This is a genomic window from Kribbella solani, from assembly GCF_014205295.1.
Lineage (GTDB): Bacteria > Actinomycetota > Actinomycetes > Propionibacteriales > Kribbellaceae > Kribbella > Kribbella solani.
This window is the reverse complement of record NZ_JACHNF010000001.1, coordinates 5,363,456-5,388,761: the sequence shown is the minus strand read 5'-3', so window position 1 is coordinate 5,388,761 and position 25,306 is coordinate 5,363,456. Positions and strand designations below refer to the sequence as shown.

Below are 25,306 nucleotides of genomic sequence, written 5' to 3'. Positions count from 1 at the left end.
TGTCTCTTCCGCACAGTAGATATTAGTCTCCGCAATACGGAAAGCTGAGGAGGCGACCGGATGAGCCTGGAAGACCTGATCGGTGCCCTGGACCAGAGGCTGGCGGCCGCGGACGCCGCGCTGGCGGCCGACTACCCCGGCGATCGCGGGGTCCGCCAGCCCGTACACACCGTGTATGTCCCGGCCGACCAGTACACGGCCGGCACCGTGGACGACTGGGGTACGCGGGCCCGCGCGACCGTCGCCGAGTACGCCGGATCGGCCGCCGCGTTCGCCCAGGTGCTGGAGCTGCCGGCCGCGCTCGCGGGCGAGGTGTACGACCGGATGCGCGCGAAACTCGAGCGCGAACCGATCGAGGATCTCCGGATCGATTTCGAGGACGGCTACGGCAACCGCCCGGACGACGAGGAGGACGCCGCCGCGATCGCCGCGGCCGAATCCGTCCCGGGATCGCCGTACTTCGGTCTGCGGATCAAGTCGCTCGAAGCGCCGACCCGCCGCCGCGGCGTCCGTACGCTCGACCTCTTCCTCAAGCATCTGGGCGCGATCCCGGACGGCTTCGTGACCACGCTCCCGAAGGTCACGTCGGTTGAGCAGGTCGAGGCGATGGTGCTCGTGCTGGAGACACTCGAACGGGCGCACGGGTTGCCGCGGCTGAAGTTCGAGATCCAGGTTGAGACGCCGCAGGCGATTCTCGGTTCTGACGGGAGCGCGCTGATCGCGCGGATGGTCAAGGCCGGCGGCGATCGCGTCAGCGGGCTGCACTACGGGACATACGACTACTCTGCCTCGCTCGGCGTCGCTGCCGCGTACCAGAGCATGGAGCATCCGGTCGCGGATCACGCCAAGGACGTCATGCAGCTCGCCGCGGCCGGTACGGGCGTGTTCGTTTCGGACGGTTCGACGAATGTTCTTCCGGTCGGCGACGCGGTGCATGACGCGTGGCGGTTGCATTTTCGGCTCGTACGCCGATCGCTTGCGCGGGGGATCTATCAAGGGTGGGACATGCATCCTGGGCAGCTCCCGACTCGGTTCGCGGCGACGTATTTGTTCTACCGCGAGGGGTTCGAGCAGGCCGCCGGGCGGTTGAGTGCGTACCTGGGGCGGGGCGAGTCCGGTTACCTGGACGAGCCTGCGACCGCGGCGGCGCTGGCGGCCTTTGTGCTCCGTGGGGTGGAATGCGGTGCGATCGACGCGACGGAGGTCGACAAGCTGATCGGCGTCGATCCGCACGAGCTCGCCAAACTCGCCCGTCGAAAGGTCACCGAGGGGTAGCCCTCAACAAGAGGTCGCCGAAGGTTGTGCCCGGCGAAAGGTTGCCGAGGGTTGGCTCTTGAGGGGCCGTCTGGGGTTAGCCTCGCGGCATGCGACTGGTTGCGGAGTTCACTACGGAACCCTTTGAGGTCGAGGGGCAGCCGCCCGCGCACGCCACCGAGGCGTTGCGGGCGGCGGAAGAGGCGGGGCTCGAGTGCGACTTCGGTCCGCTCGGCACGCAGGTACGCGGCGAGCAGGATCTGCTGCTGCCGGCGTTGCAGGGCGTACTGAAGGCGGCGTTCGCGGGCGGGGCGAGCCAGGTGACGTTGCAGGTACGGCGCGATGGCTGAGCATCCCCTGGCGCGGTCGATCGCACCGCTGGTCGAACGACTGAACGCGGAGCTGATAGATCCCGCGGACGCTCGCGCCGACGACGTCACACTGGAATGGAACGGCAAACCGGTGGTCGCCGTCCGCCTACCCATCAAACCCACCAAACCAATCAAGGCGGAGAAGGTGGTTGACGGGGGTGTGCGGAGTTTGTTGGTGGAGGTGGCTGAGGAGCTTGGGGGGCCGTTGCGGGAGTTGTCTCGGGGGGAGAAGCAGCGGGCGGTGTTGTTGCTGGAGGCGCGGGGTGCGTTCGAGTACCGGAAGTCGGCCGAGATCGTCGCGGAGGCGCTCGGGGTCACTCGGTTCACGGTCTACAACTACCTGAACAGAGCGCGCTGACCAGCAAACTTCAACAAACTGTTGACGGCGCCGAGGTTGGGTGTCACGCTCTCGTCAGACGGAAAGTTGATTTCGGGATTCGAGAAGGTGTGATCCGTGGATCTGCAGGAGCTCAACTCCGCTCCGGCCGCCCGGCTGCGGCCGGTGCTGGCGGCCTGTTGTGACGTACCGCGCTGGGTCGACGGAATCCTCGCCAACCGGCCGTACGGTGACGTGGCCGCGCTGGCCGCGGTCGCCGACAAGTCGCTGCGCGAGCTCGACGACGACGAGGTCGACCAGGCGCTGCGGGCGCACCCGCGGATCGGCGACCGGCCGCGGGGTACGAGCACCGAGGCGTCCTGGTCGCGGGGTGAACAGTCCGGCGTCGGCGACGAGCCGCGGGTCCGGCAGGAACTTGCCGAAGGCAACCGTCAGTACGAGGAGCGTTTCGGCCGGGTGTTCTTGATCTGTGCAACGGGTTTGTCCGCGGCGCGGATGCTGACGTCGCTACGGCAGCGGCTCGGCCACGACGACGAGACCGAGGCGAAGGTCGTACACGAGGAGCTGCGCAAGATCGCCCTGCTCCGGTTGGCAAAGGTGGTTGACGCATGAGCTCCCTCAGTACGCATGTCCTTGACACGGGATCGGGTCTGCCGGCCGCGCGGGTCCCGGTGCGGCTGTACCGCGATGACACCGTCCAAGCGTCGGGTACGACGGATGCCGACGGCCGGATCGCCGAGCTGGAGCCGGCGCTCGAACCCGGCACGTACCGGCTGTGGTTCGACGTCGCGGCGTACGCGGCCGCGACCGGTCAGTCGTTCTTCTTTCCGGAGGTCTCCGTGACCTTCACGGTCGCCGACGAGCGGCACTACCACGTCCCGTTGCTGCTCAGCCCGTTCGCGTTTTCCACCTACCGAGGGAGCTGATCCGAGATGGCCATCCACTTGGGCGCCAACCAGTACGGCAAAGCCGAGAACCGCGTCGTCCGCATCTACCGCGACACGCCCCGCCACGAGATCCGCGACCTGAACGTCTCGACCGCGCTCCGCGGCCGGTTCGACGCCGCGCACACCACCGGCGAGCAGGGTGACGTGCTGCCCACCGACACGCAGAAGAACACCGCCTTCGCGTTCGCCAAGGAGAAGGGCATCGGCGCGATCGAGGAGTACGCGCTGACCCTCGGTGAGCGTTTTCTGGTCGCCTCGCCGGCCGCGGAAGGCGCCCGGATCGAGGTCGAGGAGTACGCCTGGGAGCGGATCGAGGTCGACGGTCAAGGACACGACCACTCGTTCGTACGCTCCGGTGGCGGCGTCCGGAACACGATCGTGAACGTCGAGCGCGGCCAGGCGTACGTGGTGTCCGGGATCAGTGATCTGGTCGTACTGAAGTCGACCGGTTCGGAGTTCCACGGCTTCCTGAAGGACGAGTACACGACGCTGCCGGAGACCGACGACCGGATCCTGGCGACCTCGCTGGTGGCGCGCTGGCGGTACGAGCACACCGACGTCGAGTGGGACAAGGCGTACGACCGGATCAAGGCGCTGCTGCTCGAACAGTTCGCGAAGATCCACAGCCTGGCGCTGCAGCAAACCCTGTACGGGATGGGATCCGCCGTCCTGGAAGCACATCCCGAGGTGGCGGAGATCAGGTTCTCGGCGCCGAACAAGCACCACTTCCTGGTCGACCTGTCGCCCTTCGGCGTCGAAAACCCGGGTGAGGTCTTCGTCGCCGCGGACCGTCCGTACGGGCTGATCGAGGCGACCGTGACGCGTGACGACGCGAGCGATCCGGGCAGCGCCTGGCACGCCACGCCCGGATTCTGCTGACCCGTGGCGACGATCGTGATCGAGGGCGCCTACCTGGCGACGCTTGATCCGGAACGGCACGAGTTCATCGGCCACGTAGTTGCTGAGGGCAATCGAATCGTCAAGGTCGGCCCCGGGCCGGCGCCCGCCTACGAGGGTGCGCGCGTGGTGGACGGGCGCGGCTGCCTGGTCACGCCGGGCTTCGTCAACACCCATCAGCACCTGTACCAGTGGGTGACCCGCGGCCTGGCCGCCGACGCGACGCTCTTCGAGTGGCTGACCACGCTGTATCCGGTGTGGGCGCGCATCTCCGAAGAGTCCGTGTACGTTGCTGCCCGCGCCGCGCTGGCTCAACTCGCGCTGACCGGATGCACGACCGCGGCCGACCATCATTACGTCTTCCCGCGTGGCGGTGGCGATCTGCTCGCCGCGGAGATCACCGCGGCGGCCGAGGTCGGGCTGCGGTTCCACCCGGCGCGTGGATCGATGGATCGCGGGCAGAAGGACGGTGGCCTGCCGCCGGATTCGGTGGTCGAGGACCGGGACGAGATCCTGGCCGCGACCGAGGCCGCGATCGATCGTTGGCACGACCCAGCACCGGACTCGATGCTGCAGGTGGTGGTCGCGCCGTGCTCGCCGTTCAGCGTGAGCGGTGAGCTGATGCGCGAGTCGGCCGCGCTGGCCCGGCGGCGTGGCGTCCGGATGCACACGCATCTCGCCGAGACGACCGACGAGACGGACTGGTGCCGCGAGACCTTCGGCTGCACCCCGCTCGAGTACGCCGACCAGCTGGGGTGGACCGGTCCGGACGTGTGGTTCGCGCACGGCATCCATTTCGACGACGCGGAGATCAAACACCTCGGCAACACGCGTACGGGCGTCGCGCACTGCCCTAGTTCGAACGCACGCCTCGGTGCGGGGATCGCCCGTACCGCGGATCTTCGCGCGGCCGGAGCGCCGGTCGGGCTGGGGGTGGACGGTGCGGCCAGCAACGAATCCGGCAGCTTGGTCGAGGAGCTCCGCCACGCCGTACTGTTCGCCCGGGCCCGTGGCGGTCCGCAGTCGATGACCGTTCGCGCCGCTCTGGAAATGGCGACGCTCGAAGGCGCCCGGATCCTCGGCCGCTCCGCGGACCTCGGCTCGCTGGAGCCCGGCAAGCTGGCCGACCTGGCGGTGTGGGAGGTCACCACCCTCCCGCACGCCGGTATCCCCGATCCGATCGCCGCGCTGGCCCTGTCCACGCCTCCGCCGCTGGCCCTTCTCCTCGTCAACGGCCGTCCGGTCGTCGAACACGGCGTACTGACGACCGCGGACACTGCCGCGATGAGCGCGGAGGTGGCGCGCATCCAGGCCGGCCTGTTCGCCTGACCCGCCAGCTGCGAGGACGCGCCGCGCAGCCGCTTCCGTGCTGAAGCCGCGCCGAAAATGTGTCCTAGATCACCTCGTGTTGAGCGGCTTACCGGGGGTCCCGGATTCAGCAAGGTGGATGACGAATCCATCGATGCTGGACAGAGGAGACCTCGCGATGTCAGAAGAAGTACCCGGAACCTGGCGACAGCTGCGGCAGTACTGGGCTGTCATGACCGTGCTTGCCGGGGGCGTGCTGGTGGGTGCGGTGAGCATCTACCTGGCGGCCAGTCTGCTGCCGACGGCAGTGAGAGACATCGGTGGCGATCAGCTCTACGCCTGGAACATGACCGTCTATCTGGTTGGGCAGGTGGTGGCGGCGATGCTCGCCGCGAACGTGCTGCGCCGGGCCGGTGCCCAGGGCGCGTACGTCACCGGGTTCGGCCTGTTCGCAGTGGGATCAGTGATCTGTACGGTCGCGCCGACGATGCCGATCATGCTGATCGGCCGCGGGCTGCAAGGACTGGGCGCCGGGCTGCTCACCGGCCTGGGGTTCGCGCTGATCCAGGCGACGCTGCCGGCGGCGCTCTGGTCGCGTGGCAGCGCGGTGATCTCGGCGATGTTCGGGCTGGGCAACTTCGTCGGTCCGGCCCTCGGCGGGACGTTGGCGCAGGCAGGCGCCTGGCGCTGGGCGTTCGGAGCGCTCACGGTGCTGGCGATTGCGCTCGGAGCCCTCGCGGCGCGCGTTCTCCGTACGATCCAACTGCCGGCGGGCGGTGCCGCACCGCGGATCCCACGCTGGGCACTGGTCCTGGTCGTGGCGGCCGTCGCGTCGTTGAGCGTGGCCAGCCTGACCGACTCCGCGCCGCTGATCGTCGCGCTCGTGATCACCGCGGCGATCATGGCGGTCGGCTTCGTCGTCGTGGAAGGCCGGAGCTCGACCCGCGTGCTCCCGGCATCGACCTACCGGCGCGGTTCGGCCATGCGCTGGATCTACCTGACGATCGCTGTCCTGGCCTCGAGTGTCGCGGTCGAGACGTTCCTGCCGCTGTTCGGCCAGCAGTTGGGTGACCTTCCGCCGGTGGCGGCCGGCTTCTACGGGGCGGCGCTCTCCCTCGGCTGGGCGCTCACCCAGGTGTGGAGTGCCTCGGCGCACGGACGGCGGGCCAATGCGCTGATGCTCGGCGGCCCAGCGGTGCTGGTGATCGGGCTCGCGGTCCTCGCCGTGACGATCGCGGCCGACGCCTCGATCGGTCTGGTCGTCGGTTGGCTCGTTGTGCTCGTACTGGCCGGATCGGGGATCGGGATGGCGATGCCGCACCTGACCGTGCGGGCGATGTCCAGCGCCGAGGATCAGGCCGAAGCGCAGCAAGCGGCCGCATCGATCGCGACTGTCCTCACGATGGGTACGGCCAGTGGTGCCGCGGTTGCCGGACTGCTCGTCAACCTCGGTCAGCCGAACCTGGAGACCTCGGCCAGGTACCTGCTGGCTGGGTTCGCGCTGATTGCGGTCGTCGGAATCGCGACCGCGAAGCGGCTGACTGCCCGGCGGTACGAACCGGTCGCCGTCGACTCGATGGCCTGACGGCCGCACCGGGGACCTCGCTTGAGGTCCCCGGTGGGGTGTCGTCAGTTGAGCAGGTCGCCGGCGATCCAGACAGCCTGGATATCGGTGGGCGCGCCGAGGGTGAAGATGCGGGCCAGCGCTTCCTCGGTGTCCTCGGCGTGCTGGAGCGCCACGGCCAACGGCGAGTCCGGGGCCGGGCGGAGCAGTTGCGCGTCGAACTGCCGGCCGACCGAAAGGTGGCCTACCTGGGGTAGGTCCAAGGCCTCCGCGCCCGCGGCGGTGGACAGGTAGAGGAGGTGGGCGGCGGTCAGCGGGCGGCCCTGGTCGCCGAGGAGTTGCTGGCAGAAGTACGCCTGCAGGCCTTCCTTCAGCAAGGAGAATCCGGTGCCGGCGCCGACATCGGAACCAAGCGCGACGCGTACTCCGTACTGGAGGTGGCGGTGCAAGGGGAAGAGGCCGCTGCCGAGGGCCGCGTTGCTGGTCGGGCAGTGCGCGACGGTGGCGCCGCTGGTCGCGAGGGTCTTGAGCTCCACGTCGGTCGGGTGGACGTTGTGGGCCAGGACGGTACGACGGTCGACCAGACCGTGCCGGTCGTACGTGGTGACGTAGTCGCTGCCGCCGAACAGGTCCGCGACGCTGGCGATCTCTGCCTCGTTCTCGTTCACATGGGAGGTGAAGAGGGCGCCGGGGATGGCGTCCATCAGTTCGCGGCAGGTGGCGAGCAGGTCGTCGGTGCAGGAGAGCGAGAAGCGTGGTGTGACGGCGTACCGGTTGCGGCCGACGTTGTGCCAGCGGTTCGAAAGGGCGAGCGATTCGGCGTACGCGCGTACTGGAGTGGTGAGGAGCTCTGGGCGGAGCAGGCGGTCGCTCAGGACCAGGCCGGAGGTGATGCGCAGGCCGATCGACGAGGCAGCGTTGAAGAGTGCGTCGACGGCGTCGGGGTAGTGGGCGCCGAAGACCAGGGCCGAGGTCGTACCCGCGGCGGCCAGGCCGTTGACGAACTCGGTGGCGACGCCTTTCGCGTACTCGGCGTCGGCCATCCGGGCTTCCTCGGGGAGGGCGTAGCGGTCCAGCCATTCGAGCAACGGAAGTCCGAGGCCGCCGACGGCGCGGATCTGCGGGAAGTGCACGTGGGTGTCGACGAAGCCGGGGAGGACGATGCCGTCGGACAGGTCGACGACCGGCTCGGCCGGGTGGGCGCGACGCAGATCGGAGAAGGGGCTGCGGGCAACGATCACGCCGTCCTGGACGAGCAGTCCGGCGTCGGTGCCGACGCGCAGGGCGGCGCCGCCGAACGGGTTGTCCGGCGTGTCGACGAAGGTGCCACGAAAGATGGTCATGCGGTTGCCTCACGCTGAGCCGGAGCATGCTGTCGCCCGGCAGAATGGGCCGAGACGGTTTGCCGCTCGGCGGGTGAAGAAGCGAGGGATGGGCCCGGCCCGGCGGGCGCTGAAGTGGGGGTGGGGGATGGCGCCGAGGACGGTGATGCGGGAGTGCGGGGTGGCGCGGCGGGTGATGATGCGGGAGCGGGGGATGGGGTGGTGGCGAAGCGTTGGAGGAGCCAGGCGGCGACGCTGACCGCGATGACGACCGGCTCCTTTCCGGGGAGGTCGGGTAGGCCGATCGGGGTGGTGATGCGGGCGATCGCCGTCGCGGTGTTGCCGTCCTCGGTGAGCTTGCGCTGGAACCGGGTCCACTTGGCGCTCGACCCGATCAGCCCGATCGTCGCCAGCTGCTCGGTACGGATCGCCGCATCGCACAACGCCGCATCCTCGGCATGATCATGCGTCATGATCACCGCGTGCGTACCGGGCGGCAACTCCCCGACCACGAGCTCAGGCAGCACCGGCACGTTGTGTACGTGCACCTGCGCGACCGCGTCATCCAGCACCCGCAACCGCTCCGGCGCCAACTGCTCCGCCCGCGAATCCACCAAATGCAGCTCGATGTCATGCCGGGCAAGGATGCGCGCCAGCTCCATCCCCACATGCCCGACCCCGAAGATCGCGACCGAAGGCACCACCGGCAACGGTTCCAGCAACAGCTTCACCTCTCCACCACAACACTGCACCCCGTGCTGGTACGGCGCCTTGTCCGACAACGCCGCCGTCAGCACCTCGGGAACCGTCACCCCATCAGCGATCATCGCCCGCGACCGCGAGATCGCCAGCGCCTCGAGGTTGCCGCCGCCAACAGTCGACCAGACGTTGTCATCGGCAACCACCATCTTCGCGCCGGCCTCCCGCGGCGCATGCCCGCGAACGGACATCACCGTGACAAGCACACCCGCGCGCCGTCCCGTACGCAGCAACTGGATCGCCTTCAGCCACTCCATGACACACCTCCACGCGCCCGCTCGACCGCCCAATAGACGGCCTCAGGTGTCGCCGGCGACGGCAGATCGACGCTCGTACCCACCGGGCCGAACGCGGCCGCCGCCTCCCGCAGCGCCTCGCGGACCGAGAACGCAAGCATCAACGGCGGTTCACCGACCGCCTTCGAGCCGTACACCGCGCCGTCCTCGTGCGCCTTCTCCAGTAAGCGCACGTTGAAGACCTCGGGCATCTCCGAGAAGCTCGGCAGTTTGTACGTACTCGCCGCCTGCGTCGCCAGCCTGCCACGACGGTCACCCGTGCTTTCGTCCCAGCGGAGATCCTCCAGCGTCAACCATCCGGCGCCCTGGACGAAACCGCCTTCGATCTGCCCGATGTCGATCAGGGGGCTGAGGCTGTCGCCGACGTCATGCACGATGTCGACCCGGCGTAGCGTGTACGCCCCGGTGAACCCGTCGACCTCGACTTCCGATGCGGCGACGCCGTACGCGAAGTACTTGAAGGGCTCGCCGCGCATCGCGTTCGCGTCCCAGTGCAGGCCTTCGGTCCGGTAGAACCCGGCCGCCCACAACTGCACCCGCTGCATGTACGCCGCACCGACGAGCTCGTTCCAGGGAATGCCGTCGCCGGACAGGCCACGGACGGTGCCGTCCTCGAACCGGACGTCCGCCGGGCTGATCCCGAGCCGCCCACCGGCGACCTGCGCCAGCCGGTCCCGGATCTGATCGCACGCGTTCTTGATCGCCGCGCCGTTCAGGTCGGCGCCGGACGATGCGGCGGTCGCGGAGGTGTTCGGCACCTTGTCCGTCCGCGTCGGCGCCAGCCGGACCCGGGCCAGCGGCACGCCGAGCGTGGTCGCCGCGACCTGCAACATCTTCGTGTGCAGGCCCTGTCCCATCTCGGTGCCGCCGTGGTTGATCAGCACCGACCCGTCCTTGTAGACGTGCACCAGCGCCCCGGCCTGGTTGAATGCGGTGAGGTTGAACGAGATCCCGAACTTCACCGGCGTCATCGCCAACCCACGCTTCACCTGCTGATGCGACGCGTTGAAGGCCGCGATCTCCGCCTGCCGCTCGGCGACGTTGCCGCCGGCAATCACTTGACTCCAGCACGATTCCAGCCGGTCCGCGTGCCGTACCGGCTGCCCGTACGGGGTCGCGTCACCTGGCTGGTAGAAGTTGCGCCGTCGCAGCTCCAGCGGGTCGTACCCGAGCAGCGGCGCGCAGCGCCCGAGGATGTCCTCGATCACCAGCATCCCCTGCGGCCCACCGAAACCACGGAATGCGGTCTGCGACGTCTTGTTCGTCTTCGCGATCTGCCCGACGACGCGTACGTGCGGGATCTCGTACGCGTTGTCGATATGGCACATCGCCCGCGCGAGTACCGGCTCCGACAGATCGAGGCTCCACCCGCCGTCGGCCGTCAGCGTCGCATCCAGCGCGACCAGTCGACCATCGTTGGAGAACCCAACAGTCCACTTGCTGTGGAATCCATGCCGTTTGCCGGACATCGTCATGTCCTGCGTCCGATTCAACCGCAACCGCACCGGTCGTCCGGTCAGCGTCGCGCCCAGCGCCGCGATCGCCGCGAACCCGTGCGGCTGCATCTCCTTGCCGCCGAATCCGCCGCCCATCCGCAGGCACTGCACCGTCACCGAGTGACTGGCCAGCCCGAGTACATGCGCGACGATCTCCTGAGTTTCCGACGGATGCTGCGTACTCGACTGGACGAAGATCTGGCCGGCCTCGTCCACCTGCGCCAGCGCGGCATGCGTCTCAAGGTAGAAGTGCTCCTGCCCGGCGAATTCGAACTCACCACTGAACACCTGCGCCGCCTCGGCCAGCGCCGCATCGACGTCACCGCGCTCCAGCTGCCGCCCGATGCCCTGGAAGCTCTCGGCCTCGATGGCCTCGCGGACGGTCACCAACGACGGCAGTGGCTCGTACTCGACCTCCACCGCTGATGCCCCGAGCCGCGCCGCCTCCAGAGTGTCCGCGAGCACCCAGCAGACCGCGTGCCCGTTGAACTTCACCTCGCCCGGGAACAACGGCTCGTCGTGCTTCACCCCGGCGTCGTTCACACCGGGCACGTCCTCACTGGTCAGTACGCGGACGACACCTGGTACGTCGTACGCCGGCTTCACTCGTAGTGCAGTCACGCGTGCGTGGGCGTGCGGGGATTGGACCGGGTACGCATGCAGCACGTCACGCGTACGCTGCACCAGATCGTCCGTGTACAAGGCGGTTCCGGTCACGTGCAACGCGGCGCTCTCGTGCGGGAGGGGTACGCCGACGACCGCGACGGCTGGGCGTTCGGACAGCGAGCTCATGCGCTCACCTCCTGGTGGTAGAAGCGCAGCAACGACTGGCCGAGCATCGCGGAGCGGTACGCGGAACTGGCGCGGTGATCGTCCATCGGCGTACCTTCGGCCGCCAGCACCGCCGCCGCGGTCCGTACCGTCTCCTCGCTCCACGGCTGATTGATCAGGGCCGCCTCGGTGTCCCGCGCCCGCAACGGCGTCGCCGCGACACCGCCGAGGCCGATGCGGATGTCCTGGATGACACCGTCGGTGACGGTCAGGGCGTACCCGATCGCGACGCTGGAGATGTCGTCGAAACGTCGTTTCGCGATCTTGTGGAAAGCGGTCATCGGTGCCAACGGCAACGGGATCACGATCGTCCGGATCAGCTCGTCCGCTGCCTTCACCGTTTGCCGGTACCCGGTGAAGTACTCCGCCAGTTCGACGATCCGCTGGCCGCGCGCGGACGCCAGTACGAGCGAAGCGTCGAGGGCGAGCAGCGCCGGCGGGGTGTCGCCGATCGGCGAGCCGGTACCGAGGTTGCCGCCGATGGTCGCGCCGTTCCGGATCAGCCGCGATGCGAACTGTGGGAAGAGCTGGCCCAGCAACGGGACGCGGCCGGCCAGGCGGCGCTCGATCTCGGTCAGCGTCAGCGCGGCGCCGAGGCGTACCTCGGTCGGACCGAAGCTGAACTCACGCAGCTCCTCCAGCCGATCGATCGCGACGGTCAGCGCCGGGCGGGAGCCGAAGATGTTCACCTGTACGCCCAGGTCGGTCGAACCAGCGACGACCTGGGCGTCGGTCCGGTCGGCCAGCACCGTCAGCGCCTGATCGAGTGTGGTCGGCCGGATGAACTCGGCCTCGCCGGAGACGATGCCGGTCGGCGCCGCCGCCGGGGGCGGTGAGTGGCGGCGTACGGCCAGCGCGTCGTGCTCGGTCGGATCACCGAGGGCGTAGGCGGCGTCGCGGATCGGACGATAGCCAGTGCAGCGACACAGGTTGCCGCTCAACGAGTGGAGATCGAACCCGTTCTCGCCATGCTCGTGATCACCCGCGCCACAGGTACGTCCCGGGCGGTAGTACTCCGCCGCCATGCTGCAGACGAACCCGGGCGTGCAGTAGCCACACTGCGAGCCGCCGCGTACGGCCATCTCCTTCTGAACCGGGTGCAGCTCGGCGGCTGACCCCAGTCCTTCGGAAGTGACCAGCTCCTGCCCGTCGAGCGAGGCGATCGGCAGTAGGCACGCATTCACCGCGGTCCACTCGGTCGGCGCATCGGTCCCGGCGCGCGCGACCAGTACCGAACACGCGCCACACTCGCCTTCCGCACAACCTTCCTTCGCGCCGGTCAGTCCCTTGTCACGCAGCCAGTCGAGGACGGTGGTGTGTACGGACACGTCGCCGATCGCGGTGACCTCACCATTCACGGTCAAAGCGGGGGATCGCAGAGCTTGAGTGGTCATCGGTTCGTACTCCAACGGGTGTTGCGGGCACTGTGGATCGGGTTGGCATCGGACACGAAGTCGTCGAACCGGTACCCGGCGATCTTCGCGATCTCGAGCAGCGCGGCGGCGTGCTCCTGGTTCTCGCAGTTGCCGAGCCGTTCGCGGCCCTGCTCGACGATCCGGCCGAACGACTCCGCGTCCCGTACCGAGATCACCAGCGGGAACCCGAACCGTTCGCGGTACGCCTCGGTGACCGCGGTCAGTTCGTCGCGCTCCGGTTCGCCCAGGAAGGTGAGGCCCTTGTCGGACTGGTCCCGCAGCGACGCCTCGCCACTCAGACCGTCCGCGACGAACTGCGACCCGAGCTGCGGGTACGCCTGGATCAGCGCAAGCTGCTCCTCCCGCGAGCCGGAGAACAGGGCCTCCTGGAAGGACCGTCGCAGCGCGTGCGTGTCGGCGTACGGGCGCATGTCCCACGCCCGCTCGACCGCCCAGCGCGGACCCTGGAACAGGCTGCCGAACGTCCCGACGAACTCCTCGCGGGTCATCTGGTTCACCTGGTCGAGCCGGACCGTGTCACCGGGCTGCCCCGCGACCGCCGGACCGTAGTTCTTGCCGACGTGGTGGAACAGGATGTTCAGCACGATCGCGGTCAGGCTGCCGAGCGTGATGCCGCTGCCGAAGATGATCTCGGCCCAGTGCGGTACGGCCTGCGCGACCTGCGGTTGCGCGGTCACGTACATGGCCAGGCCGACGCTGGTCGCGACGATCACCACGTTCCGGTGGTCGTGGAAGTCGACCTTCGCGAGGGTCTGGAAGCCGACCACCGCCACGGTCGCGAACATCGCCAGCGCCGCGCCACCGAGGACCGGATGCGGTACGCCGGCCACGATCGCGCCGGCCTTCGGCACCAGCCCGATCAGGATCATGATCGCGCCCGCCGCCGCGACCACCCAGCGGCTGCGAATCCGGGTCAGCCGGACCAGACCGACGTTCTCGGCGAAGCAGGTGTACGGGAACGAGTTGAAGACGCCGCCGATCGTGGTCGCCAGACCGTCGGCGCGCAACGCCCGGGCGATGTCCTCGCGGCCGATCCGCTTCTCGACGATCTCACCGGTCGCGAAGACGTCACCAGTCGTCTCCACCGCGGTGATCAGCATCACCACGACCATCGAGATGATCGCCGCGATCGAGAACTTCGGCCAGCCGAAGTAGAACGGCTGCGTCACGCCCACCCAGGCCGCGTCCCCGACGGCACCGAAGTGCGCGTCGCCGAACGCCCAGGCCACCAGTGTTCCGGCGACCAGGCCGACCAGCACCGCGATGGTTGCCATGAACCCCTTGAAGACCCGCTGAATCAGCACGATCAGGGCCAGCGTGCCGAGCGCGTACGCCATGTTCTTGCCGCTGGTCGGCGCGGCCGTCGGCCCGGCGCCGCCGACCGCGTCCCCGGCCGCGACCGGCAGCAGCGCCAGCCCGATGATGGTGATCACCGAACCGGTCACCACCGGCGGGAAGAACCGAATCAGCCGGCTGAAGAACGGCGCGATGAAGAACGTGGCCAGCCCGGCGACCAGGACCGCGCCGTAGATCACCAGCAGACCGTTGGTACCACCACCGGCCGCGAGGCCGATCGCGATCATCGGCGAGACCGCCGTGAAGGTGACGCCCTGCAGCAGCGGCAGCCGGACGCCGACCTTCCAGAACCCGACGGACTGGATGATCGACGCGATTCCACAGGTGAACAGGTCCGCGTTGATCAGGTGGATGAGCTGCTCGGTGGTGAGTCCGATCGACCCGGCCAGCAGGATCGGTACGATCACGGCGCCGGCGTAGAAGGCGAGTACGTGTTGCGTGCCGTACACGGCGAGCTTGCCGGGTGGCAGCACCTGGTCGACAGGGTGGCGGCTGATCCGGCGCTCGGGCCGGCTGGGTCGCGGGACTGCCTTCATCGGGACACGCTCCTCGGGTTGACCTGCACGCCAGCATCCGCGCGACAGGACCCCGGCGGCACCCGGTGAACGTCCTAAGTTGAACCGCTGATGAACACCCCGCTTTGTGTGATCACACAATCAGAGCGACTTGAGCGCCAGGAACACGTCCACCCGGTCCTCGAGTCGCGACAGATCGCGTCCGGTCAGTTGCTCAACGCGTTCGATCCGGTACCGGACCGTGTTGACGTGCAGGTGCAGTGACTCCGCGGTCCGGGTCCAGGAACACGAGCAGGCGAGGAAGGCCTGCAGGGTCGCGAGCAGATCGGCGTGCGTACGACGGTCGTGATCGAGGACGGCACCGAGGACACGGTGGGTGTACGTGCGGCGTACGTCGTCGGGGAGGGTGGCGAGGAGCAGTACGTGGGAGGCGACCTCGTCCGACGTCACCACCGAGACCGGCGCCCGCCCGGCACCGGCCGCGCGCTGAGCGAACCGGGCTTCCTCCAGTGCGCCGGCCAGGGCGTCGATCGACGTCTCGCCGCTGATCCCGACCGCGAGCCGGCCACGGTTCAGGCCCGGGCCGAGCCGGCCGAACGCGCGGCGCAGATGTTCGGGGAGCTCGGGTGTCGACGGCAGGAAGCCGACCAGTAGACCGTCGCGGCCGGGCGCGACCACCGCTGGGCCGACGGTCAGCGCGACGTCCTCCAACAGACTCAGCGCGACCTCGCTCGGACCGTCGTCGCGCAGCTCGGCAACGGCAACCACCATCGGGCGCTCCGAATGCGCGCCCGCCTGCCGCAGCCGGGCGGCGACCTCGGCCTGGGGCGCGCCGGACTCGACCAGCGCCAACGCGTCAGCCACCAGCGGGCGGAGCGCGCGGCGGCCTTCGTCCCGCCTGGCGCGGTCCAATGCGGCGATCGCGGACAGCTCGTGGACCGCCTCGACATGGTCCCGCGACCACTGGTTGTGGTCGCCGTCGATCACCAGCACCCAGGCCGTCAGCCGGTTCCCGAAGCCGGACCCGACCGGGAACAGGCTGTACGCCGCGTCTCCGGCCGTCGCCACCGCCGGCGTCCGGTCCGCGGTCAGGAAGCACTTGGTCACCGCGTCCATCGCGGCGGCATCCAGCTCGCCCGGACCCGGTACGACATGCCGGCCGGTCGGCGTGAGTACGCGGCAGTCGTGCCCGATCTCGGCGGAGATCCGGGCCGCCAGTTCGTCCAGGCTGCGCCCGGCCGCGATCGACGACAACAGCTGCCGCTGGCGTACCAGACTCGCGGACAACCGGGCGCCGGTTTCGGCTGATCCGGCCGCGGCGACGTACTCGGTGACGTCCGCGAAGGCGATCTCGACCGGTACCTCGATCAGCGTCACCTCGTACCGCCGGCAGGCGTCCACGAGATCCGGCGGTACGTCACCCAACTGCGCTTTCCCGGCCAGGATCGTGGTCGCGCCACGCCCCGCCACCGAAGCGACGAACACCTCGCTGTCGTCCGCCTGCCGCCGCCAAACCAGCCCGGTCAGCACCACCTCGCCACCACTCAGGTACCGCCCCGGCTCCAGCAGGTCGGTCGTCACCAGCCGCCCGATCGGCCGATCCAGCACCCCGCCGACCGAATGCAGCAACCGCAACCCCAACTCCGGCGCGTCCAGCAACTCACCAAGCAACACCTCTACCACCGCCTTTAGAGGAAAGTACAACGCGCGCGCCCCCGCGAGACACCCCCTTCACGCCCCATCCCACCCCCACCTGACCGCACCCCAGCCACCCCCGGCCCGCCGCCCGCGCCCCCCGCCCGACGCCATCCACCCACGACGCCATCCACCCACGACGCCATCCACCCACGGCGCGAAGCCGCCCGCCCCAGTCGCCCAGCCGCCCGCCAGGCGCCCGCCGACCGGGAGCAATTTCGGTGGTTAACCCCCGGGGGTGTGCGTTCACCTCTCGCATGCGTGTGGTGAAGGGGCAGTTTCAGGGGTTCACGTCTGAAATGGCGGTGGGGGTTGGCCGGTCCGGGGGTCGGCCGGGAGGTGGGGAAGCGGGGTGGCGGGGAGGTGGGCTGGGGGTTGACGCGCGTTGGGTGCCCGCTTACTGTTTTCGCAGAACAGAAACAGATTTCCACAATACAGAAATTGCGGGAAGTGGAGTTGGGATGAGTCAGCCCCTGCGGTACACGGTGAACTGTTCGTTGCTCTTCACCGAGCTGCCTCTGCTGGAGCGGCCGGCGGCCGCCCGGCGGGCCGGGTTCGGTGCGGTCGAGTTCTGGTGGCCGTTCGTCGAGGCGGTCCCGCCGGACCGGCAGGTCGACGCGTTCGTCACCGCGATCACCGACGCCGGGGTACAGCTCACCGGGCTGAACTTCTTCGCCGGCGACATGCCCGGCGGCGACCGCGGGCTGGTGTCCTGGCCGAAGCGGTCCGGCGAGTTCCGCGACAACATCGACGTCACCATTGGCATCGGCGAACGACTCGGGACCCGTGGCTTCAACGCCCTGTACGGCAACCGCGTCGACGGCGCGACCGAGCCGGATCAGGACGACGTCGCGGTCGAGAACCTCGCCCTCGCCGCCCGCGCCGCCGCCCGGATCGACGCGACCGTGCTGCTCGAGCCGGTCAGCGGCGCCCCGAAGTACCCGCTGAAGACGGCGGCCGACGCGCTCGCCGTGATCGACCGCGTCCAGGCGGCGTACGACGACGTACCCAACCTCGGTCTGCTCGCCGACCTGTACCACCTCGCGGTCAACGGCGACGACGTCGACCGGGTGATCGCCGAGCACACCGACCGGATCGCCCACGTCCAGATCGCCGACGCGCCCGGCCGGAACGAGCCTGGTACCGGCACGCTCGCGCTCGACCACCAGCTGACCGCCCTCGCGGCGAACGGCTACACCGGATGGGCCGGGCTCGAGTACAAGCCGTCCACCACATCAGAAGCAAGCTTCGACTGGCTCCCGTTCGAGCGCCGCTGACACCCAACCGCACCCCCGTGACACCCACCGGACCCCCGTGACTCCCACGGCGCCACCCCCGCTCTTTCCTTCCTTTCTTCCTTCCTCGTGGGTCACGCACTTCCAGGAGAACGAACTATGACGAACATCGCTTTCATCGGCCTCGGCATCATGGGCAACCCGATGGCCGTCCACCTCGCCAACGCCGGGCACACCGTGGCCGGTCTCGACCGGTCGCCGGAGCGGAGCGCCGCCCTGGTCGCCGCCGGCGGCCGCGCCGCGAGCTCACTCGCCGACGCGGTCAAGGGCGCCGACGTGATCTGCGTGATGGTGCCGGACTCGCCGGACGTCCAGGACGTCCTCGAAGGTGAGAACGGCGTCTTCCAGCTGGCCGAGACCGGCGCGCTGATCATCGACTTCTCCAGCATCCGCCCGGACGTCACCCAGCAGCTCGCCGAGCAGGCGCAGGCGCTCGGCTTCCGGCTGCTCGACGCTCCGGTTTCCGGTGGCGAGGCCGGCGCCAAGAACGCCGCCCTGTCGATCATGGTCGGCGGCGCGGAGGACGACTTCGCCGCCGCCAAGCCGCTGTTCGACGTGGTCGGCAAGACCGTGGTGCACGTCGGCCCGAGTGGTTCCGGCCAGACGGTGAAGGCCGCCAACCAGCTGATCGTCGCCGCGAACATCCAGGCGGTCTCCGAGGCGGTCGTCTTCCTCGAGGCGTACGGCGTCGACACGAAGGCAGCGCTCGAAGTACTGGGCGGTGGTCTCGCGGGTTCGACCGTACTGAACCAGAAGAAGGAGAACATGCTGTCCCGCTCCTTCGAGCCCGGGTTCCGGATCGACCTGCACCACAAGGACATGGGCATCGTCACCGCGGCAGCGCGCGAAGCGGGCGTGGTCGTACCGCTCGGTGCGCTGGTGGCGCAGCTGGTCGCCTCCGCGCGCGCCAACGGCGACGGCGGACTGGACCACTCGGCGCTGCTCCGCGGCGTGGAGCGACTGTCCGGACTCGAGCCGGCGAACGGGCAGGCCGGCTGATGGCCCGCATGCGCGCGGTCGACGCCGCGGTCCTGATCCTGGAGAAGGAGGGGTCGACGCAGGCGTTCGGGCTGCCCGGCGCCGCGATCAACCCGTTCTACAGTGCGATCCGGGCGCACGGCGGCATCAAGCACGTGCTCGCCCGGCACGTCGAGGCCGCATCGCACATGGCCGAGGGGTACACCCGCGCTCGCGCCGGCAACATCGGCGTCTGCATCGGTACGTCCGGACCGGCCGGTACGGACATGATCACCGGCCTGTACTCCGCTTCCGCCGACTCGATCCCGATCCTCTGCATCACCGGTCAGGCGCCGGTCGCGAAGCTGCACAAGGAGGACTTCCAGGCCGTCGACATCTCCGCGATCGCCAAGCCGGTCGCGAAATGGGCGGTCACGGTGATGGAGGCGGCGCAGGTGCCGGGTACGTTCCAGAAGGCGTTCCAGGTGATGCGCGAAGGGCGGCCGGGTCCGGTACTGGTCGATCTGCCGCTGGACGTTCAGCTCGCGGAGATCGAGTTCGACATCGACACGTACGAACCGCTGCCGGTGTCGCGGCCGGCGGCCACCCGGGCGCAGGCCGAGAAGGTGCTGTCGATGCTCGGCGACGCCGCGCACCCGCTGATCGTCGCGGGCGGCGGGATCATCAACGCGGACGCGGCGGACCTGCTGGTCGAGTTCGCCGAGCTGACAGGCATTCCGGTCGTGCCGACGCTGATGGGTTGGGGCACGCTGCCGGACGATCACCCGCTGGCCGCGGGCATGGTCGGGCTGCAGACCTCCCACCGGTACGGGAACGCGACCATGCTGGCGTCCGACCTGGTGCTCGGGATCGGCAACCGGTGGGCGAACCGGCACACCGGCGGACTGGATGTGTATCGGGGGGAGCGGAAGTTCATCCACGTGGACATCGAGCCGACACAGATCGGCCGGGTGTTCGCGCCGGACTACGCGGTGGTCTCGGATGCGCGCGCCGCTCTGCAGGTGTTCGTCGAGGTGGCCCGCGAATGGTCGGCGGCCGGCCGGCTGCCGGACCGGACGGCGTGGGCGGCGGAGTGCCGGGAGCGGCGTACGACGCTGCAACGCAAGACGCACTTCGACAACACCCCGATCAAACCGCAGCGCGTGTACGAAGAGATGAACCGCGCTTTCGGGCCGGACGTCCGGTACGTCAGCACGATCGGGCTTTCGCAGATCCAGGCCGCGCAGATGCTGCACGTGTATCGGCCGCGACACTGGATCAACGCCGGGCAGGCCGGTCCGCTCGGATGGACCGTGCCGGCGACGCTCGGGGTCGCGGTCGCCGATCCGGACAGCACGGTGGTCGCGTTGTCGGGTGACTACGACTTCCAGTTCCTGATCGAGGAACTCGCGGTCGGAGCGCAGTTCGGCATCCCGTACATCCACGTGGTGGTGAACAACTCGTACCTCGGGCTGATCCGGCAGGCACAGCGGAACTTCGACATGGACTACTGCGTGCAGTTGTCGTTCGAGAACATCAACAGCCCCGAGGTGAACGGGTACGGCGTCGACCATGTGAAGGTGGTCGAAGGACTCGGCTGCAAGGCGTTGCGGGTGTTCGAGCCGGACGGGATCGGGCCGGCGCTCGAAGAGGCCAAGAAGCTGATGGTCGAGTACCAGGTGCCGGTCGTCGTCGAGGTGATCCTGGAACGGGTCACGAACGTGTCGATGGGTGTCGAGATCGACAACGTGATCGAGTTCGAGGACCTGGCCGTCTCACCGGCCGACGCGCCGACCGCCCTCGCGTTGCTGGACTGATGGGAAGCAGCTCCGCCGGGGGATTCCGGGTGGTGATCGCCGCCGACAAGTTCAAGGGCAGCCTGTCCAGCCCCGAAGTGGCGGGCGCACTCACCACCGGAATCCACCGCGTAGTCCCACACGCGACGGTAGTCGCAGTCCCAGTGGCCGACGGCGGCGACGGCACCCTGTCCGCCGCCCTCGCCGCCGGCTACACCTCCGTCCCCCACACCGCTCAAGGCCCCACCGGCCACCCAAGACAAACCATTTACGCCCGCAGCGGCGCGACTGCGGTGGTGGAGTTGGCGGCGGTTTCTGGGCTTGTGCATCTTCCGGGTGATGTTCCGGCGCCCCTGACCGCTACCACTTACGGCACCGGGCAGCTGCTGGCCGCCGCGCTGGACGCGGGCTGCACCCGGATCATCCTGGGGATCGGCGGCAGCGCCTCCACTGACGGCGGCGCTGGTTTGATCCACGCACTGACTGGCACCCAGGCCTTGGATCTAGAGGTACTACGCCGCCGGTTGCGGGGTGTGGAGGTGGTTGTCGCCTGTGATGTCGACAACCCGCTGACGGGACCGAACGGAGCAGCTGCCGTGTACGGCCCGCAGAAAGGTGCTTCACCTGAGCAGGTGCGCGAGCTGGACGAACGGCTCACCGAGTGGGCGGACGTGGTGGCGGATGCGACCGGGCGTGACCTCCGGGATGTACCAGGCGCGGGTGCCGCCGGAGGAGTCGGATTCGCGGCGCTAGCGCTCCTGAACGCCGAGCTACGACCGGGCATCGAGCTCGTCCTGGAGATGGTCGGCTTCCACGAAAAGCTAGTCGGCGCCGACCTGGTGATCACCGGCGAAGGCGCCTTGGACGAACAAACCCTGCACGGCAAAGCAGTAGCTGGAATCGCCGCAGCAGCCGGATCAGCCGGGGACAGCTCGGCCACGGGCCGGTCAGCTGGGGGTGTGCCGGTGGTGGCGGTTTGTGGGGTCAATCGGCTGGATGATCCGCAGTTGCAGGAGATCGGCGTACGAACCGCCTACGCGCTCACCGACCTCGAGCCGGACGTCCAGCGCTGCATCGCCAACCCAGAACCGCTGCTCGAACAACTAGGCGAACGGATAGCGGTCGAGCATCTTACGATGGCACGGACGGAGGGAGGCATCGGATGAGTTCTCTCGATCTTGTGGTCAGATCTCGTCGGGTAGTACGCGCGGCCGCCGAGCAGGAGTGCGCGATCGGCATTCACGCCGGAAAGATCGTCGCGATCGCCCCGTACGACGCCGAGCTCGACGCGACCACCCAGCTCCGGCTCGCCGACGACGAGGTCCTGCTACCGGGCCTGGTCGACTCGCACGTACACGTCAACGACCCGGGCCGCACCGACTGGGAGGGCTTCACCTCCGCGACCCGGGCGGCGGCCCGCGGCGGCGTCACCACGGTTGTCGACATGCCGCTGAACAGCATCCCGCCGACCTGCGACGTCCCCGCGCTCGCGCTCAAACGCAAGACCGCCGACACCCAGGCGTACGTCGACGTCGGCTTCTGGGGCGGCGCGATCCCGGGCAACCTCGCCGACCTGCGCCCACTGCACGACGCCGGCGTGTTCGGCTACAAATGCTTCCTGCTGCACTCCGGCGTCGACGAGTTCCCGCCGCTCGACACCCAGCAGCTCGAGGCGGCGATGCGGGAGATCAGCTCGTTCGACGGTCTGCTGATCGTGCACGCCGAGGACGCGCACCGCATCGACACCGCCGCCCCACCGAACGGCGCGAGCTACCGCGACTTCCTCGGCTCCCGCCCTCGCGCGGCCGAGAACGACGCCGTCGCCGACGTCATCCGCCTGGCTGAAAAGACCGGTTGCCGCGTACACATCCTGCATGTTTCCAGCGCGGACGTCCTCCCGCTGATCGCCGGCGCCCGCGCCAACGGCGTACGGATCTCGGCCGAGACCTGCCCGCACTACCTGAGTTTCACCGCGGAGGACATCCCCGACGGCGCCACCCAGTACAAGTGCTGCCCGCCGATCCGCGAGGCCGCGAACCGCGAACTGCTCTGGGCGGGGCTGCGCGACGGCACGATCAACCTGGTGGTGTCCGATCACTCGCCGTCCACGATCGACCTCAAGCACCTCGACACCGGCGACTTCGGCGTCGCGTGGGGCGGGATCGCGTCCCTTCAGCTCGGCCTGTCCGCCGTCTGGACCGAGGCCCGGCAGCGCGGTTTCACCCTCGCCGACGTGGTCCGCTGGATGGCCGAAGCGCCTGCGGAGCAGACGGGTCTGCGTACGAAGGGCCGCATCGAGCTGGGCGCCGACGCCGACCTTGCCGTCTTCGCCCCGGACGAAACCTTCACCGTGGACGCGAACGAACTCCAGCACAAGAACGCGATCACGCCGTACGACGGGCGGACGCTCACCGGCGTCGTCCGGAGCACCTGGCTGCACGGCGTACCCGTCGACATCGCCGCCGGACCGCGCGGCCGCCTGCTGACCCGAGGAGAACGATGACCTACTACGCGCCGAAGGGCGGACTGCCCGCGCAGACCGACCTCACCACCGACCGGGCCGTCTTCACCGAGGCGTACGCGGTGCTGCCCCGCGGCACGATGCGCGACATCGTCACCAGCCGGCTGCCGTTCTGGGACGACACCCGGCTGTGGGTGATCGCACGGCCGCTGTCCGGGTTCGCGGAGACGTTCTCGCAGTACATCGTCGAGGTCGCGCCGGGTGGTGGAAGCGACAAGCCGGAAACCGATCCGGCTGCCGAGGCGGTGCTGTTCGTTGTCTCTGGCAACGTTGTGCTGACGGTTGCCGGGGACAAGCACACGCTGACCGAAGGTGGGTACGCTTACCTGCCGCCGGGTGGTGATTGGACGGTGCGGAACACCAGCGACGCTCATGCGACCTTCCACCTGGTGCGGAAGGCGTACGAGCGGGTCGAGGGGATCGATGTACCGCCGGCGCTGATCACCCACGAGGCGGACGTTGTCGGCCGGGAGATGCCGGACACCGACGGGCGTTGGAAGACCCAACGATTCGTGGACCCGGACGACGTACGTCATGACATGCATGTGAACATCGTCAGTTTCGAGCCGGGTGGGGTGATTCCGTTCCCGGAGACGCATGTGATGGAGCATGGGCTGTACGTCCTGGAGGGCAAGGCGATCTACTTGCTGAACAAGGACTGGGTGGAGGTACAGGAAGGCGATTTCATGTGGCTACGCGCCTTCTGCCCCCAGGCCTGCTACGCCGGCGGCCCGGGTCGCTTCCGCTATCTCTTGTACAAGGATGTAAACCGCCACCCCAAGCTAACCCTCTGACGAAGGTTGGGAGAGGCAGTGGGGGCAGACCAACCCTCTGACGGCCGATTTCAGTTGGTGATGCGGACTGGGCGGTGGGGTGGGTTGAGGGGGTCGGTGACCAGGCGGGCGTGGCGTTCCACGTCGTAGCGGGTGCCGTCGAAGGCCAGGCGTTCGCGTTCTACGCCCTCGTACAGGAAGCCGGCGCCGGCGGCGACCGCGCAGGAGGCCGGGTTGCCCATGCGGTGGCCGAGCTCGAGCCGGTACAGACCGGCGTCCCGGTGCGCCCAGTCGGCCAGCGCGCGCAGTGCGTCCCGCGCGACCCCCTGGCCGCGGACGTCGGCGAGCGTCCAGTACCAGGTCCACCCGACCCGGTGCCGGTCGATGTTCGTCACCCCCACGCACCCGATCGGATGATCCTCGGCGTCCGCGACCGCGTACACATGCCCGTTGTCCAGATCCGCGACCCGCCCGATCCAGTCCACCGCGGACGCCCGGTCCAGGATCCCGCCCTGGTTCACCATCTCCGGATCGTCATGCGCCGCCGCCAGCCGCAACGCGTCCCCCGTACGCCACCGCCGCAACCCCAACTCCCCGAGCGCGTATCCCATCCCTCGAAAATACCCCCGCCGCCGCCCCGCGCACCCGCTCCCCGGCGCGTTCCCACCCGCCGCGACCGGCTGGGAGAGGATAGGGCGCATGGGATATGTGGATTTCAGGGATCAGGTCGTGGTGGTCACCGGGGCCAGCAGCGGGATCGGCGCCGCGGCGGCGGTGGGCTTCGCGGAGGCGGGGGCCTCGGTCGCGCTGCACTACCACCGGAACGAGGACGGCGCGAAGCACACGGTGGGCGCGGTGCAGACAGCCGGTGGTACGGCCTCGCTGCACCAGGCGGATCTCGCGGACCCGGCCTCGGCGGACGCGTTCGTCGAGGAGGTGCTCGCGCGGCACGGGCGGATCGACGTACTCGTGAACAACGCCGGTGACCTGGTCAACCGCTCCCCGGTCGCGGACGTACCGGACGAGGAGTTCCACCGGATCCTGGACGTCAACCTGACCTCGGTGTTCGCGCTCAGCCGCCGGATCGTGCCGGTGTTCAAGGCGCAGGGTGGCGGCTCGATCATCAACGTGACCTCGATCGCGGGGCGTACGGGTGGCGCCGGCGGGTCGGTCGTGTACGCGACGTCGAAGGGCGCGGTGAGTACGTTCACCCGCGGGCTGGCCAAGGAGCTGGCACCGGACGGCATCCGGGTGAACGCGATCGCGCCGGGCGTGATCAAGACCCCGTTCCACGACCGGCATACCGGTGAAGACCAGCTGCGGGCCATGCTCGCGACCATCCCGATGGGGCGCACCGGCACCCCACACGAGTGCGTCGGCACGATCCTCTTTCTCGCGTCCGAGCGGATGTCCTCGTACGTCACCGGGCAGATCATCGAAGTCAACGGCGGCCAACTGACCCCCTGACCACCCTCCCCAAACCGCTTTGGGGAGGCCTCTACGTCAACCGGGGAGTGCAGCTGCCCGAATCGGGTAGGTGCGCCTCCCCAAACCGGTTTGGGGAGGCGCACGGGGGGGTG

Annotated in this window: 22 protein-coding genes; 15 read left to right on the top strand and 7 right to left on the bottom strand. The window is 69.0% G+C overall.

What is annotated here, in order from left to right; all coding sequences use genetic code 11:
• Positions 1 to 60: 60 nt before the first annotated feature.
• The 8 genes from HDA44_RS24635 (at position 61) to HDA44_RS24600 (ending at position 6,699) form a co-directional block, all read left to right on the top strand.
• Complete coding sequence (locus tag HDA44_RS24635; protein WP_184838267.1) at positions 61 to 1,275, top strand: DUF6986 family protein; 1,215 nt, start codon at positions 61 to 63, stop codon at positions 1,273 to 1,275.
• A gap of 89 nt (positions 1,276 to 1,364) precedes the next feature.
• Complete coding sequence (locus HDA44_RS24630) at positions 1,365 to 1,604, top strand: thiamine-binding protein (RefSeq protein ID WP_184838265.1); 240 nt, start codon at positions 1,365 to 1,367, stop codon at positions 1,602 to 1,604.
• Entirely contained in the window at positions 1,597 to 1,983 is a 387-nt protein-coding gene (locus HDA44_RS24625) for a helix-turn-helix domain-containing protein (RefSeq protein ID WP_184838263.1), read from the top strand. The genes HDA44_RS24630 and HDA44_RS24625 overlap by 8 nt, the downstream gene beginning before the upstream one ends.
• A 96-nt stretch (positions 1,984 to 2,079) precedes the next feature.
• Positions 2,080 to 2,574 carry a 2-oxo-4-hydroxy-4-carboxy-5-ureidoimidazoline decarboxylase gene (uraD, locus tag HDA44_RS24620; RefSeq protein WP_184838261.1) on the top strand — a complete coding sequence of 165 codons (495 nt, stop codon included), beginning with the start codon at positions 2,080 to 2,082 and terminating at the stop codon, positions 2,572 to 2,574.
• Positions 2,571 to 2,888, top strand: coding sequence for a hydroxyisourate hydrolase (gene uraH, locus HDA44_RS24615; RefSeq protein WP_184838259.1), 318 nt, complete (start codon positions 2,571 to 2,573; stop codon positions 2,886 to 2,888). Before uraD (HDA44_RS24620) ends, uraH begins: the two co-directional genes overlap by 4 nt.
• A 6-nt stretch (positions 2,889 to 2,894) precedes the next feature.
• Entirely contained in the window at positions 2,895 to 3,788 is an 894-nt protein-coding gene (pucL, locus tag HDA44_RS24610; protein WP_184838257.1) for a factor-independent urate hydroxylase, read from the top strand.
• A 3-nt stretch (positions 3,789 to 3,791) separates the two neighbouring features.
• A complete protein-coding gene (locus HDA44_RS24605) occupies positions 3,792 to 5,135 on the top strand; it encodes an 8-oxoguanine deaminase (RefSeq protein WP_184838255.1) in 1,344 nt (447 codons plus the stop codon).
• A 157-nt stretch (positions 5,136 to 5,292) separates the two neighbouring features.
• Positions 5,293 to 6,699 (top strand): MFS transporter, encoded by a 1,407-nt coding sequence (locus tag HDA44_RS24600; RefSeq protein WP_202887538.1) that lies wholly within the window; start codon positions 5,293 to 5,295, stop codon positions 6,697 to 6,699.
• A gap of 44 nt (positions 6,700 to 6,743) precedes the next feature.
• Here HDA44_RS24600 and guaD read toward each other — a convergent pair whose 3' ends face one another.
• The 6 genes from guaD to HDA44_RS24570 form a co-directional block, all read right to left on the bottom strand.
• Positions 6,744 to 8,021 carry a guanine deaminase gene (guaD, locus tag HDA44_RS24595; RefSeq protein WP_184838253.1) on the bottom strand — a complete coding sequence of 426 codons (1,278 nt, stop codon included), beginning with the start codon at positions 8,019 to 8,021 and terminating at the stop codon, positions 6,744 to 6,746.
• A complete protein-coding gene (gene xdhC, locus HDA44_RS24590) occupies positions 8,018 to 9,016 on the bottom strand; it encodes a xanthine dehydrogenase accessory protein XdhC (RefSeq protein WP_184838251.1) in 999 nt (332 codons plus the stop codon). The genes guaD and xdhC overlap by 4 nt, the downstream gene beginning before the upstream one ends.
• Positions 9,004 to 11,343, bottom strand: coding sequence for a xanthine dehydrogenase molybdopterin binding subunit (gene xdhB / locus HDA44_RS24585; protein WP_184838249.1), 2,340 nt, complete (start codon positions 11,341 to 11,343; stop codon positions 9,004 to 9,006). The genes xdhC and xdhB overlap by 13 nt, the downstream gene beginning before the upstream one ends.
• Positions 11,340 to 12,776 (bottom strand): xanthine dehydrogenase small subunit, encoded by a 1,437-nt coding sequence (locus HDA44_RS24580; RefSeq protein ID WP_202887537.1) that lies wholly within the window; start codon positions 12,774 to 12,776, stop codon positions 11,340 to 11,342. The genes xdhB and HDA44_RS24580 overlap by 4 nt, the downstream gene beginning before the upstream one ends.
• Positions 12,773 to 14,710: a 2-oxo-4-hydroxy-4-carboxy-5-ureidoimidazoline decarboxylase gene (gene uraD, locus HDA44_RS24575; protein WP_184838247.1), complete on the bottom strand. Its 1,938-nt coding sequence runs from the start codon at positions 14,708 to 14,710 to the stop codon at positions 12,773 to 12,775. The genes HDA44_RS24580 and uraD (HDA44_RS24575) overlap by 4 nt, the downstream gene beginning before the upstream one ends.
• Positions 14,711 to 14,830: 120 nt before the next feature.
• Positions 14,831 to 16,372 carry a PucR family transcriptional regulator gene (locus HDA44_RS24570; RefSeq protein WP_184838245.1) on the bottom strand — a complete coding sequence of 514 codons (1,542 nt, stop codon included), beginning with the start codon at positions 16,370 to 16,372 and terminating at the stop codon, positions 14,831 to 14,833.
• A gap of 473 nt (positions 16,373 to 16,845) precedes the next feature.
• On the opposite strand from HDA44_RS24570, the gene HDA44_RS24565 reads away from it, so the two are divergent.
• From HDA44_RS24565 to HDA44_RS24540, 6 genes are all read left to right on the top strand, one after another.
• Positions 16,846 to 17,661, top strand: a complete 816-nt coding sequence (locus HDA44_RS24565; protein WP_184838243.1) for a hydroxypyruvate isomerase family protein — start codon at positions 16,846 to 16,848, stop codon at positions 17,659 to 17,661.
• A gap of 117 nt (positions 17,662 to 17,778) precedes the next feature.
• The gene (locus tag HDA44_RS24560) at positions 17,779 to 18,678 is read left to right on the top strand and encodes a 2-hydroxy-3-oxopropionate reductase (RefSeq protein ID WP_184838241.1); all 900 of its coding nucleotides are present in this window, start codon (positions 17,779 to 17,781) and stop codon (positions 18,676 to 18,678) included.
• Positions 18,678 to 20,453 (top strand): glyoxylate carboligase, encoded by a 1,776-nt coding sequence (gene gcl, locus HDA44_RS24555; protein ID WP_184838240.1) that lies wholly within the window; start codon positions 18,678 to 18,680, stop codon positions 20,451 to 20,453. The genes HDA44_RS24560 and gcl overlap by 1 nt, the downstream gene beginning before the upstream one ends.
• On the top strand, positions 20,453 to 21,598 hold the full coding sequence (locus HDA44_RS24550) for a glycerate kinase (RefSeq protein WP_184838238.1): 1,146 nt from the start codon (positions 20,453 to 20,455) through the stop codon (positions 21,596 to 21,598). Before gcl ends, HDA44_RS24550 begins: the two co-directional genes overlap by 1 nt.
• On the top strand, positions 21,595 to 22,935 hold the full coding sequence (gene allB / locus HDA44_RS24545; protein ID WP_184838236.1) for an allantoinase AllB: 1,341 nt from the start codon (positions 21,595 to 21,597) through the stop codon (positions 22,933 to 22,935). The genes HDA44_RS24550 and allB overlap by 4 nt, the downstream gene beginning before the upstream one ends.
• The gene (locus tag HDA44_RS24540) at positions 22,932 to 23,747 is read left to right on the top strand and encodes a bifunctional allantoicase/(S)-ureidoglycine aminohydrolase (RefSeq protein WP_184838234.1); all 816 of its coding nucleotides are present in this window, start codon (positions 22,932 to 22,934) and stop codon (positions 23,745 to 23,747) included. Before allB ends, HDA44_RS24540 begins: the two co-directional genes overlap by 4 nt.
• A gap of 50 nt (positions 23,748 to 23,797) precedes the next feature.
• Here HDA44_RS24540 and HDA44_RS24535 read toward each other — a convergent pair whose 3' ends face one another.
• The gene (locus HDA44_RS24535; RefSeq protein WP_184838232.1) at positions 23,798 to 24,337 is read right to left on the bottom strand and encodes a GNAT family N-acetyltransferase; all 540 of its coding nucleotides are present in this window, start codon (positions 24,335 to 24,337) and stop codon (positions 23,798 to 23,800) included.
• Positions 24,338 to 24,425: 88 nt separating this feature from the next.
• Here HDA44_RS24535 and HDA44_RS24530 point away from each other — a divergent pair, with 88 nt between their 5' ends.
• Entirely contained in the window at positions 24,426 to 25,193 is a 768-nt protein-coding gene (locus HDA44_RS24530; RefSeq protein WP_184838231.1) for an SDR family NAD(P)-dependent oxidoreductase, read from the top strand.
• Positions 25,194 to 25,306: the final 113 nt, after the last annotated feature.

What these genes read in the sequence shown, in the direction of transcription:
- HDA44_RS24635 (WP_184838267.1), top strand. Translation starts at nt 61, where the DNA reads ATGAGCCTGGAAGACCTGATCGGTGCCCTGGACCAGAGGCTGGCGGCC.
- HDA44_RS24630 (WP_184838265.1), top strand. Translation starts at nt 1,365, where the DNA reads ATGCGACTGGTTGCGGAGTTCACTACGGAACCCTTTGAGGTCGAGGGG.
- HDA44_RS24625 (WP_184838263.1), top strand. Translation starts at nt 1,597, where the DNA reads ATGGCTGAGCATCCCCTGGCGCGGTCGATCGCACCGCTGGTCGAACGA.
- uraH (WP_184838259.1), top strand. Translation starts at nt 2,571, where the DNA reads ATGAGCTCCCTCAGTACGCATGTCCTTGACACGGGATCGGGTCTGCCG.
- pucL (WP_184838257.1), top strand. Translation starts at nt 2,895, where the DNA reads ATGGCCATCCACTTGGGCGCCAACCAGTACGGCAAAGCCGAGAACCGC.
- HDA44_RS24600 (WP_202887538.1), top strand. Translation starts at nt 5,293, where the DNA reads ATGTCAGAAGAAGTACCCGGAACCTGGCGACAGCTGCGGCAGTACTGG.
- guaD (WP_184838253.1), bottom strand. Translation starts at nt 8,021, where the DNA reads ATGACCATCTTTCGTGGCACCTTCGTCGACACGCCGGACAACCCGTTC.
- xdhC (WP_184838251.1), bottom strand. Translation starts at nt 9,016, where the DNA reads ATGGAGTGGCTGAAGGCGATCCAGTTGCTGCGTACGGGACGGCGCGCG.
- xdhB (WP_184838249.1), bottom strand. Translation starts at nt 11,343, where the DNA reads ATGAGCTCGCTGTCCGAACGCCCAGCCGTCGCGGTCGTCGGCGTACCC.
- HDA44_RS24580 (WP_202887537.1), bottom strand. Translation starts at nt 12,776, where the DNA reads ATGACCACTCAAGCTCTGCGATCCCCCGCTTTGACCGTGAATGGTGAG.
- uraD (WP_184838247.1), bottom strand. Translation starts at nt 14,710, where the DNA reads ATGAAGGCAGTCCCGCGACCCAGCCGGCCCGAGCGCCGGATCAGCCGC.
- HDA44_RS24565 (WP_184838243.1), top strand. Translation starts at nt 16,846, where the DNA reads ATGAGTCAGCCCCTGCGGTACACGGTGAACTGTTCGTTGCTCTTCACC.
- HDA44_RS24560 (WP_184838241.1), top strand. Translation starts at nt 17,779, where the DNA reads ATGACGAACATCGCTTTCATCGGCCTCGGCATCATGGGCAACCCGATG.
- gcl (WP_184838240.1), top strand. Translation starts at nt 18,678, where the DNA reads ATGGCCCGCATGCGCGCGGTCGACGCCGCGGTCCTGATCCTGGAGAAG.
- HDA44_RS24550 (WP_184838238.1), top strand. Translation starts at nt 20,453, where the DNA reads ATGGGAAGCAGCTCCGCCGGGGGATTCCGGGTGGTGATCGCCGCCGAC.
- allB (WP_184838236.1), top strand. Translation starts at nt 21,595, where the DNA reads ATGAGTTCTCTCGATCTTGTGGTCAGATCTCGTCGGGTAGTACGCGCG.
- HDA44_RS24540 (WP_184838234.1), top strand. Translation starts at nt 22,932, where the DNA reads ATGACCTACTACGCGCCGAAGGGCGGACTGCCCGCGCAGACCGACCTC.
- HDA44_RS24535 (WP_184838232.1), bottom strand. Translation starts at nt 24,337, where the DNA reads ATGGGATACGCGCTCGGGGAGTTGGGGTTGCGGCGGTGGCGTACGGGG.
- HDA44_RS24530 (WP_184838231.1), top strand. Translation starts at nt 24,426, where the DNA reads ATGGGATATGTGGATTTCAGGGATCAGGTCGTGGTGGTCACCGGGGCC.